Genomic DNA, 12,497 nt, shown 5'->3' with positions numbered 1-12,497 from the left:
GCAAAGCAGCGCTCGACTTCACGGGCGGCGCAGCCACTATCGCGACTCCCTGACGCTCTAGAGGAGCCGCCCGCCCGTGCCCGCTGCGTTCGACGATATTGAGATCGGCCAAGTCGTGTCCCTTGGCGCCTGCGCCGTGCAGACCGAGGCCCTGCGGGCCTTCGTCGACGCCTTTACGCCTGGGTGGCCGCTCGAGCGGGGCGCGCCTGACGCCATGGTGTTTGCCATCTGGGCGCGGCTCGACGCGATGGCCCACGCCGACTCGCCGCAGACCAAGCGGCTCGGCGTCGACGCTCTGCGCTGGCTGCGCAACCCGCCGGCCGGCGAGCTGCTGCGCGGCCGCATGACGGTGATGGCCAAGGATCCGGTCGGCGAGGGCAAGGGCATCGTCATCTGCCAGCACGACCTGCTCGACGAGGCCGGCCGGCTGGTGTTCTCGTGCCTGACCCGCGGAGTGTTCGCGCGGTAAGACGCCAAGATCCTCCCCCTCAGGGGGAGGTAGCCCGAAGGGCCGGAGGGGGTTGAAGCGCGCCGAAGTAAGCGGCCTGCAACCCCCTCACCCGCCCACCGGGTCGCTTAGCGACCCGATGATTTTAGCATCGCCCGCCGCTCAGCGGCGGGTGGGGGAGCTCCCCCTGAGGGGGAGCACCTAGTTCGATTTACGAGTTCGCGGCCTGCGGCTGCGCCTGCTGCTGGCGGGTCAGCGCCAGCGAGATCAGCCGATCCCAGCCGACCAGCGACAGCAGGTGGGCGTAGATCTGGGCCAGCGCGCCGTTGTCGCGGATCTCGATGAACTTCTCGACCGGCAGCTTGGCCAGCTTCTCTTCCGAGACGCCGAAGTACTCGGCGATCTTCTGCGGCTCCGGCGTCGGCTGGCCCTCGGCCACCGGCGGGGTGAAGGTCGCGGTCTTCAGCTCGAACAGGTCGAGCTGCTTCAGCAGGTCGACGAAGCTCATGGTCCGCTGACGCTCGGCCTCGAAGTTGTTGCAGAACTCCATGCAGGCCTTGGTGTAGTCGCTCGGCTCGCCCTTCTCGTTGAAGAACGGCAGGTCGCCGCCCTCGACGACGAAGTCGGCGTCGCGGTCGACGCAGAGCACCATCTGCTGGGCGGAGTCGTCGTTGGCGAAGACGAACGGATAGCGGCGCACATAGGCCGGGATGTAGACGCCGGGCTCGAACAGGCCGTCGTCGCGGACGAACATGTTGTCGCCGGCGTTCAGGCCCATCACCGCCAGCGGCAGCTTCTCGTCGCCGACGAAGATGATCGGGCCGTTGACCGCGGCCAGCGGGAATTCGCCGACGGTCAGCGGGATGGCGTGGCCGGCCTTGGCGAACTTGAACGGCGTGTCGAGGCGCTTGACCCCCAGCTTGCCGTGCAGCTCGGGGCTCAGCGGCTCGGGCTTGGAATAGAACAGGACGGTGCCGGAGATCTCGCCGACGGGGGTCTGGGTCGTGGCCATGAAAAACCTTCGATGCGGAGGCGCAAGCGCGGAAACGCGCCGACAAATGGGTCGGCCGCTTCTAACGGATCGGCGATGGAGCGGCAATTCGGGCGGTTTCGGCAAGCCCCTCCTGCAGCAGAGGCGACAGGCTTTTCCCTCTCCACTCCGTCATCCCGGCCGCAGCGAAGCGGAGAGCCGGGAGTCAGGGGCGGCGCGCACGGCCGCTGAGTCCCGGATCGGCCTTCCAGGCCGTCCGGGATGACGGGTTAGCTCAAATGCCGCGAGCCCCCGGCACACCGAACGCCCCCTCAGTCAGCTACGCTGACAGCTCCCCCGCAGGCGGGGGAGCAGCGACCCGCTCCTCCCCTGCGAAGCGGGGGAGGTGGATCGGCGCGCAAGCGCCGAGACGGAGGGGGCGTCCCGCGCGCCGTTACGCCGGTCGGCCTTGCGCCAGCGCCCCGTAGAGGTCGGTGCGGCGGTCGCGGAAGAAGCCCCAGGCGGCGCGGTGGGCGGTCAGGAAGTCGAGGTCGAACTGGTGGGTCAACACGCCCTCGTCCTCGCGCCCGAAGGCCGCGACCAGGTCGCCGCGATGGTCGGTGATGAAGCTCGAGCCGTAGAACTGCTGGCCGCCATTCGGATAGCCGTCCCACGGCTCGAAGCCGATGCGGTTGGCCCCGATCACCGGGATCACGTTGGAGACCGCGTGGCCCTGCATCGCCCGGCGCCACGGCGCGGCGGTGTCGAGGGTGGCGTCGTGCGGCTCCGAGCCGATGGCGGTCGGATAGAACAGCACCTCGGCGCCCAGCAGCGCCATCGCCCGGGCGCACTCCGGGTACCACTGGTCCCAGCAGATGCCGACGCCGACCTTGCCGAAGCGGGTGTCCCAGACCTTGAAGCCGGTGTCGCCGGGCCGGAAGTAGTACTTCTCCATGTAGCCGGGGCCGTCAGGGATGTGGCTCTTGCGGTAGACGCCCATCAGCGAGCCGTCGGCGTCGACCATCACCAGGCTGTTGAAGTAGTGCGGCCCCTCGCGCTCGAAGATCGAGATCGGCAGCACCACGCCGAGTTCCTGGGCCAGCGGCGCCAGCGCGGTGACGCAGGGGTGTTCGCGCCACGGGTGAGCGGTGGCGAACCAGCGCTCCTCCTGGGCGACGCAGAAGTAGGGGCCCTGGAAAAGCTCCGAGGGCAGGATCACCTGCGCGCCCTTGGCTGCGGCCTCGCGGACGAACTCGGCGGTCTTCTTGATGTTGGCGCCCAGGTCCTCGCCGTAAGCGGTCTGGATGGCGGCGACGGTCAGGTTGCGCGGCATCAGGCGGGCTCCTGCTGGGTGATGCAGTGGAAGGAGCCGCCGCCGGTGAGGATGGCCAGCGACGGCAGGCCGATCACCGCGCGATCGGGGAACAGGGTCTTCAGCGCCTCGACGACGAGTTGGCCGGGCCGCTCCTCGTAGAGCGGCACGATGACCGCCCGGTTGGCGATCAGGAAGTTCATGTGCGAGGCGGGGATCGGCCCGCCTTCCGGCCCCTCGACGAACCCCGGCGAGGGGATCCGCACGACCTGCAGCTTGCGGCCGGCGGCGTCGGTCATGCCGGCGAGCCGGCGGGCCGCGTCGTCGTAGGCGTCGGCGTTGGGATCGCCGCGGCCCCAGGCGACCGGGCAGGCCACCACGCCGGGCGCGACGAAGCGCGCCAGGTTGTCGACGTGGCCGTCGGTGTGGTCGTTGAGCAGGCCGTCGCCCAGCCACAGCACCTTCTGCGCGCCCAGCGCCTCGTCGAAGGCCGCTTCGGCCGTCGCCTCGTCCCAGCCGGGGTTGCGGTTCGGGTTCAGCACGCACTGGCCGGTGGTCAGCACCGTGCCCTCGCCGTCGTGGTCGACCGCGCCGCCCTCGAGGATGAAGTCGTGGCCCACCAGCGGCACGCCCGAGGCCTGGGCGATCTGCGCGGCGACCGTGTCGTCGTGCTCCAGGTCGTACTTGCCGCCCCAGCCGTTGAAGCGGAAGCCCTGGGCCTGGGGCCCGGCCTCGCCGCAGGCGAAGATCGGCCCGGTGTCGCGCAGCCAGATGTCGCCGAAGGCGCCCGGCACGATCTCGATCTCGGCGACGTCGCCGAGCATCCGCCGGGCGTCCGCCTCGCCTTCCGCCGAGCCGGTCAGCAGCTTCACGCGCTCAGCCCCCGGCCCCGCCAGGGCCCGGGCCAACGCCGCCACTTCGGCCTGCGCTGCCGGCAGGTCCTCCTGCCACAGCTCCGCATGGCTGGGGAAACCCAGCCACATGGCGCGGTGCGGCGCCCATTCGGCAGGAACGATGACCTTCATGCGACCCTCGACGACCAAAGCCGGGCGCAGATGGCCCTGGTGGGGCCGCGCGTCAAGAATTCGCGCCCTTAGCAATCCCATACAGTGCAGCTGCAGCCCCCTCCACCGCTTCGCGGTCCCCCTCCCCCTGTGGGGGAGGAGATCGAAGCCGCTATCGCCTCTCCTCCCCCTTTGGGGGAGGGGGACCCCGAAGGGGTGGAGGGGGCCAACCGCGAGAACGGCTAACGCGGCATCGAGAAAGCTCCGTGACGCTGTCTACCGTCCGCCCCACACCGCCTTCAGCCGCGCGTCGCGGCGGCAGCCGAGGCGGTAGGCGTTGTAATTGACCGGGTTCTTGCGCGCGTAGTCCTGGTGATAGGCCTCGCCCATCCAGAAGGTCCCGGCCGGCAGGATTCGGGTGGCGACCGGCTTGCCGAGCGTGCTCGCGACCTTGGTCTTCACCGCCTCGGCCTGGGCCCGCTCCTGCGGCGAGCCGACGAACACCGCGGTGCGGTAGGCGGCCCCCTGGTCGCACAGCTGCCCGTTCGGGTCGGTCGGGTCGATGTTGTGGAAAAAGGCCGAGACCAGCTGCGGATAGCTGATCTTCGCCGGGTCGTAGGTCACCTGGATCGCCTCCAGATAGCCTTCGTGGCTGTTGTAGGTCGGCTTGGGCTTGGTTCCCCCGGCGTAGCCGACCACCACCTGGGCCACCCCCGGCGTGTGCTCGAGGTCGTGCTCCGCCGACCAGAAGCAGCCGCCGGCGAACACCGCGGTCTTCAGCGCCCCGGCCGCCGGCGCGGCCGAGGCGGCGAGCAGCGCTGCGGCGCTGACGGCGGCGAAGGTTCGGATCGACATGGCGGGCTCCTGGAGCGCTGGCCGAGGAATAGACCCATGATGTGCGCTTGGATGCGGGCCTCGCCAAGGCGCCGGAACCCGCGCCTTTAGAAAACACGTGCAACCGCGCCGCCGCCTTGCTCCATAAGCGGCATGGACGGACTCCTCTTTGAAGCGCTGATCTACCTCGCCGCCGGCGTGATCTCCGTGCCGATCGCCAAGCGGCTCGGGCTGGGCTCGGTGCTCGGCTACCTGATCGCCGGCCTGATCGTCGGCCCGCACGTGCTGGGCCTGGTCGGCGAAGCCGAGGACGTGATGCACTTCGCCGAGTTCGGCGTGGTGATCCTGCTGTTCCTGATCGGCCTGGAGGTGCGCCCGGCCCTGCTCTGGCGGCTGAAGACGGCGATCTTCGGCGTCGGCGCAGCGCAGATGATCGGCACCGCGGCGCTGCTCGGGGCCGCGGCCGCCGCGCTCGGCCTCGACTGGAAGGTCGCGCTGGCAGCCGGGCTGATCCTGGCGATGTCCTCGACCGCCATCGTTCTGCAGAGCCTGGACGAGAAGGGCTTGCGCCAGGGGCCGGTCGGCGAGGCGGCGTTCGGCGTGCTGTTGTTCCAGGATCTGGCGGTGATCCCGCTGTTCGCCCTGCTGCCGCTGCTCGGCCAGAACGGCGCGACCGCGGTGGACCACAACCTGCTGAGCGATCTGCCGGCCTGGGCTCGGGCGCTGGCGGTGATGGGCGCGGTGACCGTGGTGATCTTCGGCGGCCGCTATCTGACCCGGCCGTTGTTCCGGTTCATCGCCGCCGCGCGGCTGCGCGAGATTTTCACCGCCTCGGCGCTGCTGCTGGTGGTGGCGGTGGCGGTGCTGATGGAGGCGGTCGGCCTGTCGCCGGCGCTGGGCGCCTTCCTGGCCGGCGTGGTGCTGGCCGAGAGCGAGTTCCGCCGCGAGCTGGAGACCGACATCGAGCCGTTCCGCGGCCTGCTGCTCGGCCTGTTCTTCATCACCGTCGGCGCCGCGCTCGACCTCCAGCTGGTGGCCAGCCGGCCGCTGCTGGTGATCGGGCTGGTGCTGGGGCTGATGACCCTGAAGGCCGCCGCCATCTACGGCGCCGCCCGGCTGTTTCGCACCCCGCCCAAGGCCGCCGCGACGGTCGGCGTGGCCCTGGCCCAGGGTGGCGAGTTCGCCTTCGTCCTGCTGGCCTTCGCCGTCAGCGCCCAGGTGCTGCCGCTGGAGCTGTCAAGGCTGTTCACGGCGGTGATCGCCGTCTCGATGGCGGCGACGCCGCTGCTGCTCGCCGGCTTCGACCGGCTGGTGTTGAGCCGTGCGCCCACGCGCGACGAGCCCGAGCAGCTGCCGTTCGACGAGCACGCGCCCGACGCCATCGTCGCCGGGTTCGGCCGCTTCGGCCAGATCGCCACCCGCCTGCTGAACGCCAACGGCTTCAAGGTGACGACCCTGGAGGCCAGCATCGAGCAGATCGACATCCTGCGGCGGTTCGGCTGGCGGGTGCACTACGGCGACGCCAGCCGGCTCGACATGCTGCGCGCGGCCGGGGCCGACAAGGCCAAGCTGCTGCTGGTCGCCATCGACGACCGCGACAAGGCGGTCGAGCTGGTCGAGGCCGCGCGGCAGGCCTTCCCCAACCTGACGGTGCTCGCCCGCGCCTACGATCGCCGCCACGCCTACGAGCTGCTGCGCCGGGGGGCCGACGGGGTTGAGCGGGAGATGTTCGAGAGCGCGCTCAACTTCGGCCGCCGCGCCCTGGTGCGGCTGGGGGTCTCGGAGCGGCGCGCGCTGAAGGCCGCGGTGCTGTTCCGCGAGCACGACCAGCGCCTGTTCGAACAGCTCGCCCCGCTGGCCGGCGAGGAGGAGCGCTACATCCTGGCCACCCGCGACTCGCGCGAGACGACCGAGCGCCTGCTGGCCGCGGAGATCGCCGGCATCATGGAGGAAGACGACGACGACGCGCCCGGCGCGGCGCCGGGTCGTGTGGAGGGCGGCCGCGAACCGGTCTAGGACGGCGGCATGAGCGACGCGCCTCCCGCCACCATCGAACCCGTCTCCTTCGCCCGCTTCGACGGCGACTTCGCCGGCTTCTCCCGCGACCTCGGCGACTCGTTCGCCCGGTTCGGCTTCGCGGTGGTCCGCGACCATGGCCTGCCGCAGGCGCAGATCGACGCGGCGCTCGGCGCGGCGAAAGCCTTCTTCGAACTCGGGGAGACGGAGAAGCGGGCCTACAAGGTCGGGCTCGCCGGCCAGCGCGGCTACACCCCGTTCGGCGTCGAGACCGCCAAGGGCCACGTCCACCACGACCTGAAGGAATTCTGGCACGTCGGCCGCGATCTGCCGGCCGGCCACCGGTTCCGCTCGCAGATGGCCGACAACGTCTGGCCCGACGCCGAAGTCGCCGACTTCCGCCCCGCCGTCGGCTGGCTCTATGGCGCGCTCGACGCCATGGGCCTGAGGCTGCTGGAGGCGATCGCCGCCTGGCTCGGCCTGGAGCGCGGCTTCTTCGCCCCGACGGTCGACGCCGGCAACTCGATCCTACGGCTGCTGCACTATCCGCCGGTCGGCGAAGACGGGCCGCACATCCGCGCCGGCGCGCACGAGGACATCAACGTCATCACCCTGCTGCTGGGCGCCGAGGAGGCCGGGCTGGAGGTCAAGGACCGGGACGGCCGCTGGCTGCCGATCAACCCGCCACCCGGCGCGCTGGTGGTCAACATCGGCGACATGCTGCAGCGGCTGAGCAACCACCGTCTGCCGTCGACGACCCACCGGGTGGTCAATCCGGCGCCCGAGCGGCGCGGCCATTCGCGCTACTCGACGCCCTTCTTCCTGCACTTCAACCCGGACTACGAGATCCGCACGCTGGCGTCCTGCGTCGACGCCGCGCGGCCCGACCGCTACCCGCAGCCGATCACCGCCGACGAATACCTTCAGGAGCGGCTGCGCGAGATCAAGCTGGCGTAGTTGCGCCAAACGCCCGGCTTCTCCGGGACCCATCTCGCAGTCGTGCCGCATCAGCTGCGGCGGGGGTCTTGGGCTGGGTGGCCCGGACAAGCCGGGCCATGACGAAAAAAGGAGGGCGGGGTGTTTCCCCTGCCCCGCTGCGTTACGGCAGCTTGCCGACGCCGTCCGGTCCGCTGACGGTGACGCCAAGGTCGGTGACCAGGCCGTTGGCGAGCGAATAGACCCAGCCGTGGACGTTCAGCGTCTGGCCGCGGGCCCAGGCGTCCTGGACGAAGATGTCCGAGACCACGTTCTTCACCTGGCGGATGACGTTCAGCTCGACCAGCCGGTCGGCGCGGGCGCGGTCGTCGGTGATGCTCTCGAGCTCATGCTTGTGGCAGGTGTGCACTTCGCGGATCGGGTGCAGCCAATGGTCGACCAGTCCGCGGCGCTTGCCGTCGACGGCCGCCGCCACCCCGCCGCAGCCGTAGTGGCCGACGACCAGGATGTGCTCGACCTTCAGCACCTCGACCGAGAACTGCAGCACCGACAGGTAGTTGGCGTCCTGCGGCGGGGCGAGGTTGGCGACGTTGCGGTGGACGAACAGCTCGCCGGGATCGAGGCCGACGATCTCGTTGGCCGGCACGCGGCTGTCCGAGCAGCCGATCCACAGGTACTTCGGCGCCTGCTGGCCTTCGAGGCGCTTGAAGAAGCCGGGATCGACCGCAACTTTGCCGGCCGCCCAGTCGCGGTTGTTGGTCTTCAGTTCTTCGAGCATGGCGCCGCTTTATGCCTCACGGGCTGCGCTCGCAAGCCGCACCATTGAGGTTATTTCGGCTTGGCGTCCGGCTGCAGATCCGGATGGGCGGCCTGGAACGCGGGATGCTCGGCGCAACGCGCCGCCACCGCGGCGATCGCCGGATAGGGCAGCAGGTCGACTTTGAAGCGATCGGCCGAATAGACCTGCGGGATCAGCAGGCAGTCGGCCAGGGTCGGCTGGCTGCCGAAGGCGAAGCCGTCGCTGTGGGCGGCAATCAGCGGCTCCAGCGCCGCGAACCCGTCGTTGATCCAGCGCTGGGTCCAGGCGAGCCGCCCGGCGTCGTCGATCCCCATCGCCGTCAGCTGCTGCTGGATGCGCAGGTTGTTCAGCGGATGGATGTCGCAGGCGACGATGCCGGCCATGGCGCGGACCACCGCCCGGTCGAGCGGATCGGCCGGCAGCAGCGGCGGATTCGGGTGCGTCTCCTCCAGCCACTCCAAGATCGCCAGGCTCTGGGTCAGCACCCGGCCGTCGTCGGTCTCCAGCGCCGGCGTCAGCTCCTGCGGATTGAGCCGGCTGTAGGCCCCGCCGTGCTGCTCGCCGGCCTGCAGGTTCACCGGGGCGTAGTCGTAGGGCAGACCCTTGAGGTTCAGCCCGATCCGCACCCGGTAGGGCGCGGTGGCGCGCCAGTGGCTGTAGAGGGTCAGCGCCATCGTCACACCACCTGGAATTCGATCCGTCCGACGCCCTCGACCTCGCCCTCGACGCGGTCGCCGCGGCTGATCGGTCCGACGCCTTCGGGCGTCCCGGTGAAGATGAGGTCGCCAGGCTCCAGGCGCCAGAGCTTGGAGGCCTCAGCGACGATCTCGGCGACGTTCCAGATCATGTCGGCGACGGTCGCGTCCTGCCGCGTCTCGCCGTTGACCGCCAGCCAGATGCGGCCCTGCGGCGGCGCGCCCTGCCAGCGGCGGATGGCGGTGATCGGCGCGGAGTCGTCGAAGCCCTTGGCCGCGTCCCACGGCTGGCCCTTGTCCTTGGCGGCGGACTGCAGGTCGCGCCGGGTCAGGTCGACGCCCACGGCGTAGCCCAGCACCAGCTCCAGCGCGCGCTCGACCGGCACGTCCGCGCCGCCGGCGCCCAGCGCCACCACCAGCTCGACCTCATAGTGCAGGTTCTGGGTGCGCGGCGGATAGGCGACCTCGGCGCCCGGCGGCGCCACCGCGTCGGCCGGCTTGGCGAAGAAGAACGGCGGATCGCGGTCGTCGCCGCCCATCTCGCGGCGGTGGGCGGCGTAGTTGCGTCCGACACAGAGGATCCGCCGCACCGGAAAGGCCGCGGTCTCGCCCTCGACCGGCACGGCGGCGCGGGGGACAGGTTCGAAGAGAAACTGGCTCATGTCATCGGCTTAGCGCGCGGCCGGGCGCGCGGCTATCGCCGATGCGCCCGGGGCGGCGACGCCACGCCAGGAGTCCGCGGGAGGCCGGCTGCGCCGCGCATCACCCTTATAAGTTGCATTTGAGCCAGAAGGCTCAGAAAATAGACCTCGCGGTTGCATGCGCGATGGGGCCTGAGCCAGTGGATCGAAAGGCCGGAACACAGTCGGCGGGCGGCGGACCGCTCAAGCACGTGCTGGTGTTCGACCAGGATCCCGCGATCGCCGAGGCCGTCATCGACCTGTTCCGCACCCAGGGCCTGGCGGTCGAGCGGGTGCGGACGGAGTTCGAGGCCCTGCAACGGCTGTCGTCGCTGCCCACTGTCCGCACGGTGGTCGTCGCCGGACGGTCCGGCGCGCACGGCGCCGGCGAGGCGGTCGCCCACTTCGCCCGCCGGGTGATCCCCGGGGTCGTGGTGATCACCCTGAATTCCGAGGCGCGCGGCGCCTTCGCCGACGACTTGTGCTTCCTGGCGTGAAGGCGCCGCTCAGCTCGGCGGCTGGCTGTCGCCCGACTTGGCGATCGAGTGGCCGCCGTCGACCTTGATGCAGGCGCCGGTGGTGAACGACGACAGGTCGCTGGCGAGATAAAGCACGGCGCCGACGATCTCCTGGGGCTCGCCGCCCCGGCCCAGCGGCAGGACGCGGCGGGCGTAGTCGGTGAAGCCGTCGCTGCGCGACCAGGCCTTGGTCGCGTCGGTGTGGAACGGGCCCGGCATCACCGTGTTGACCCGCACCTGCGGCCCGAGCTCCTGGGCGAAGGTGGTGGTGTAGAGGCCGACCCCGGTCTTGGCCGCCGCATAGGGCGCGAACGACGGATCCGGCCGCAGCGTGCCGGTCGAGGAGATGTTGATGATCGAGCCGCTGCCGGCCGCCTTCATCTGCGCGCCGAACAGGGCCGACAGCCGGAACACCGCCTTCAGGTTCACGGCGAAGACCATGTCGTAGAGCTCTTCGCTGGTCTCCAGCGAGGACGGCGCGACCGGCGACTTGCCGACGTTGTTGACGAGGATCTGCGCCCCGCCCCAGCGCGCCTCCACCTCGGCGAACAAGCGATCGCAGTCGGCCCAGCGGCCGGCGTTGAAGGCGTGCGCCGACGCCTGGCCGCCGGCGGCGACGATCTCCGCGGCGACCGCTTCGCAGCTCTCGAGCTTGCGGCTGGCGACGGCGACCGCGGCGCCCGCCTCGGCCAGGCCGCGGGCGATCGCCAGGCCCAGCCCGCGGCTGCCGCCGGTCACCACTGCGACCTTTCCGCTCAAATCAAACCCGGACATCAAACCTCTCCAATTTGCGCGCATAAAAAGCTTCTGCCATCTGACGCGCGACCGCATAAGACTGAACGCGTAAAGCTCCGACCGTCCCTGAGGGGACGCAACGGGGTGTCAGGGAGGACTGCTCTTGGCTTCATCTCACGGCGTTTCCTCGCCCGGGGCCTCATCGGCGGCGTCGGCCGTGGAGTCATCGCCGCAGTCTTCGCCGCTATCGGCGGCGGCCGAGTGGCGCGCGCACTGGCTGCTGGCGCTGGCCGGCTTCATCGGCTTCTCCTTCCACTCGCTCACCACCTATTCGACCGGCTTGTTCATGCAGCCGATCGGCGCCGAATTCGGGTGGAACCGGTCCCAGATCACAGCCGGCCTCTCGATCGCCGCCCTCGCGTCGGTGCCGCTGGGTCCCGTCGTCGGCGCCATGATCGATCGATGGGGCGTGCGGATCCTCGCCGTGGTCGGCCTGAGCCTGACCGGCCTCGCCGTCAGCATGTTCAGCCTCGCCAATGGGTCGATGACCCAGTGGCTGGCTCTGTGGACCTTCTACGCCATCGTCGCGACGGGCATCAAATCGACCGTCTGGACCGCCTCGGTCACCGGCACCTTCAGCGCCGCGCGCGGCATGGCCCTGGGCGTCGTGATGTGCGGCGCGGCCGCCGCCCAGGTCGTCACCCCGCCCCTGACGCGCTGGCTGATCGATTCCTACGGCTGGCGCATGGCCTACATCGGCCTCGGCGCCGGCTGGGGCGGCGCAGCCCTGATCTTCGTCCTGCTGTTCTTCTACGACGCCCGCGCGAAGGCTGAACGGCTCGTCAAGGCCACCGGCCACAAGGCCGCGGCGAGCATCGCGGCGACCCTGCCGGGCCTCGGCTTCCGCGAGGCGATGCGCAGCCCGATCATGATCCGCATCGCCATCTCGACCGTGATCATGATGTTCCTGACGATCGCGCTCACCGTGCACCAGGTGCCGATTCTGACCGAGGCCGGGGTCTCGCGCTCGACCGCAGCCTACCTGGCGAGCCTGAGCGGGATCGCCGGCCTGATCGGCAAGCTGGCGACGGGCTGGATGACGGATCGCTGGAACGCCAGCCTGGTGGGGGCGATCACCCTCTCCGCGCCCGCGCTCGCCTTCGTCATGCTGCTTGAGCCGTTCCGCACCCCGGCCCTGATCGTCATCTCGATGATCGTGATCGGCTACGCGTCGGGGGCCAAGCTGCAGATCTGCGCCTATCTGACCAGCCGCTACGTCGGCATGCGCAACTTCGGCAAGGTCTTCGGGATCATCGGCGGCCTGATCGCTTTCGGCACGGGTCTCGGCCCGGTCGCCGCCGCGCGAATCTACGACAGCTTCGGCACCTACACGCCCTTCCTGCTCATGGGCATCCCGGGCTGCCTGCTGTGCGGCCTGCTGATCTTCCGCCTCGGCCCCTATCCAGTCTGGGGGGAGCCCCAGCCGCTGGACGCGGCCGCCGGACCTCAACCCGCGCCGCGGGCGGCCTGAAGCCGGCGGGTGCAGGCCC

General features: G+C 70.5%; 13 protein-coding genes. 5 read left to right on the top strand and 8 right to left on the bottom strand.

Annotation, left to right across the window (positions count from 1 at the left end; translation table 11 throughout):
* The first annotated feature begins 76 nt into the window (after positions 1-76).
* The gene (locus ACSQ14_RS02190) at positions 77-469 is read left to right on the top strand and encodes an acyl dehydratase (protein WP_436009266.1); all 393 of its coding nucleotides are present in this window, start codon (positions 77-79) and stop codon (positions 467-469) included.
* 190 nt (positions 470-659) lie between these two features.
* Here the strand turns inward: ACSQ14_RS02190 and ACSQ14_RS02185 are convergent, their stop codons facing one another.
* The 4 genes from ACSQ14_RS02185 to msrA all read right to left on the bottom strand — a co-directional run bounded on the left by ACSQ14_RS02185 (position 660) and on the right by msrA (position 4,589).
* The gene (locus ACSQ14_RS02185; protein WP_436009264.1) at positions 660-1,460 is read right to left on the bottom strand and encodes a SapC family protein; all 801 of its coding nucleotides are present in this window, start codon (positions 1,458-1,460) and stop codon (positions 660-662) included.
* 412 nt (positions 1,461-1,872) lie between these two features.
* A complete protein-coding gene (gene aguB, locus ACSQ14_RS02180) occupies positions 1,873-2,751 on the bottom strand; it encodes an N-carbamoylputrescine amidase (protein WP_436009262.1) in 879 nt (292 codons plus the stop codon).
* On the bottom strand, positions 2,751-3,755 hold the full coding sequence (locus ACSQ14_RS02175) for an agmatine deiminase family protein (RefSeq protein WP_436009260.1): 1,005 nt from the start codon (positions 3,753-3,755) through the stop codon (positions 2,751-2,753). The genes aguB and ACSQ14_RS02175 overlap by 1 nt, the downstream gene beginning before the upstream one ends.
* A gap of 255 nt (positions 3,756-4,010) precedes the next feature.
* The gene (gene msrA, locus ACSQ14_RS02170; RefSeq protein ID WP_436009258.1) at positions 4,011-4,589 is read right to left on the bottom strand and encodes a peptide-methionine (S)-S-oxide reductase MsrA; all 579 of its coding nucleotides are present in this window, start codon (positions 4,587-4,589) and stop codon (positions 4,011-4,013) included.
* Between the two features lie 132 nt (positions 4,590-4,721).
* Between msrA and ACSQ14_RS02165 the strand changes: the two genes are divergently transcribed.
* The gene (locus ACSQ14_RS02165) at positions 4,722-6,584 is read left to right on the top strand and encodes a monovalent cation:proton antiporter-2 (CPA2) family protein (RefSeq protein WP_436009256.1); all 1,863 of its coding nucleotides are present in this window, start codon (positions 4,722-4,724) and stop codon (positions 6,582-6,584) included.
* Positions 6,585-6,593: 9 nt separating this feature from the next.
* On the top strand, positions 6,594-7,541 hold the full coding sequence (locus tag ACSQ14_RS02160; RefSeq protein ID WP_436009254.1) for an isopenicillin N synthase family dioxygenase: 948 nt from the start codon (positions 6,594-6,596) through the stop codon (positions 7,539-7,541).
* Between the two features lie 142 nt (positions 7,542-7,683).
* On the opposite strand, the gene ACSQ14_RS02155 is transcribed toward ACSQ14_RS02160, so the two are convergent.
* Genes ACSQ14_RS02155 through ACSQ14_RS02145 form a run of 3 tightly spaced genes read right to left on the bottom strand, consistent with a single transcriptional unit; the run spans position 7,684 to position 9,676 of the window.
* Positions 7,684-8,298 (bottom strand): carbonic anhydrase, encoded by a 615-nt coding sequence (locus ACSQ14_RS02155; protein WP_436009252.1) that lies wholly within the window; start codon positions 8,296-8,298, stop codon positions 7,684-7,686.
* 50 nt (positions 8,299-8,348) lie between these two features.
* Entirely contained in the window at positions 8,349-8,993 is a 645-nt protein-coding gene (gene maiA / locus ACSQ14_RS02150; RefSeq protein WP_436009250.1) for a maleylacetoacetate isomerase, read from the bottom strand.
* Positions 8,994-8,995: 2 nt separating this feature from the next.
* Positions 8,996-9,676 carry a fumarylacetoacetate hydrolase family protein gene (locus tag ACSQ14_RS02145; protein WP_436009248.1) on the bottom strand — a complete coding sequence of 227 codons (681 nt, stop codon included), beginning with the start codon at positions 9,674-9,676 and terminating at the stop codon, positions 8,996-8,998.
* Between the two features lie 179 nt (positions 9,677-9,855).
* Between ACSQ14_RS02145 and ACSQ14_RS02140 the strand changes: the two genes are divergently transcribed.
* Positions 9,856-10,191, top strand: coding sequence for a hypothetical protein (locus ACSQ14_RS02140; protein ID WP_436009246.1), 336 nt, complete (start codon positions 9,856-9,858; stop codon positions 10,189-10,191).
* Positions 10,192-10,200: 9 nt separating this feature from the next.
* Here ACSQ14_RS02140 and ACSQ14_RS02135 read toward each other — a convergent pair whose 3' ends face one another.
* Positions 10,201-10,986, bottom strand: a complete 786-nt coding sequence (locus ACSQ14_RS02135) for an SDR family NAD(P)-dependent oxidoreductase (RefSeq protein ID WP_436009244.1) — start codon at positions 10,984-10,986, stop codon at positions 10,201-10,203.
* Positions 10,987-11,164: 178 nt separating this feature from the next.
* On the opposite strand from ACSQ14_RS02135, the gene ACSQ14_RS02130 reads away from it, so the two are divergent.
* Positions 11,165-12,478, top strand: a complete 1,314-nt coding sequence (locus ACSQ14_RS02130) for an MFS transporter (protein WP_436009242.1) — start codon at positions 11,165-11,167, stop codon at positions 12,476-12,478.
* Positions 12,479-12,497: the final 19 nt, after the last annotated feature.

The sequence above is a fragment of the Phenylobacterium sp. LjRoot219 genome (genome assembly GCF_964252995.1).
In the GTDB taxonomy this organism is placed as follows: domain Bacteria; phylum Pseudomonadota; class Alphaproteobacteria; order Caulobacterales; family Caulobacteraceae; genus Phenylobacterium.
The sequence above is the reverse complement of the archived record's forward strand: the minus strand, read 5'-3'. Positions and strand labels throughout refer to the sequence as shown.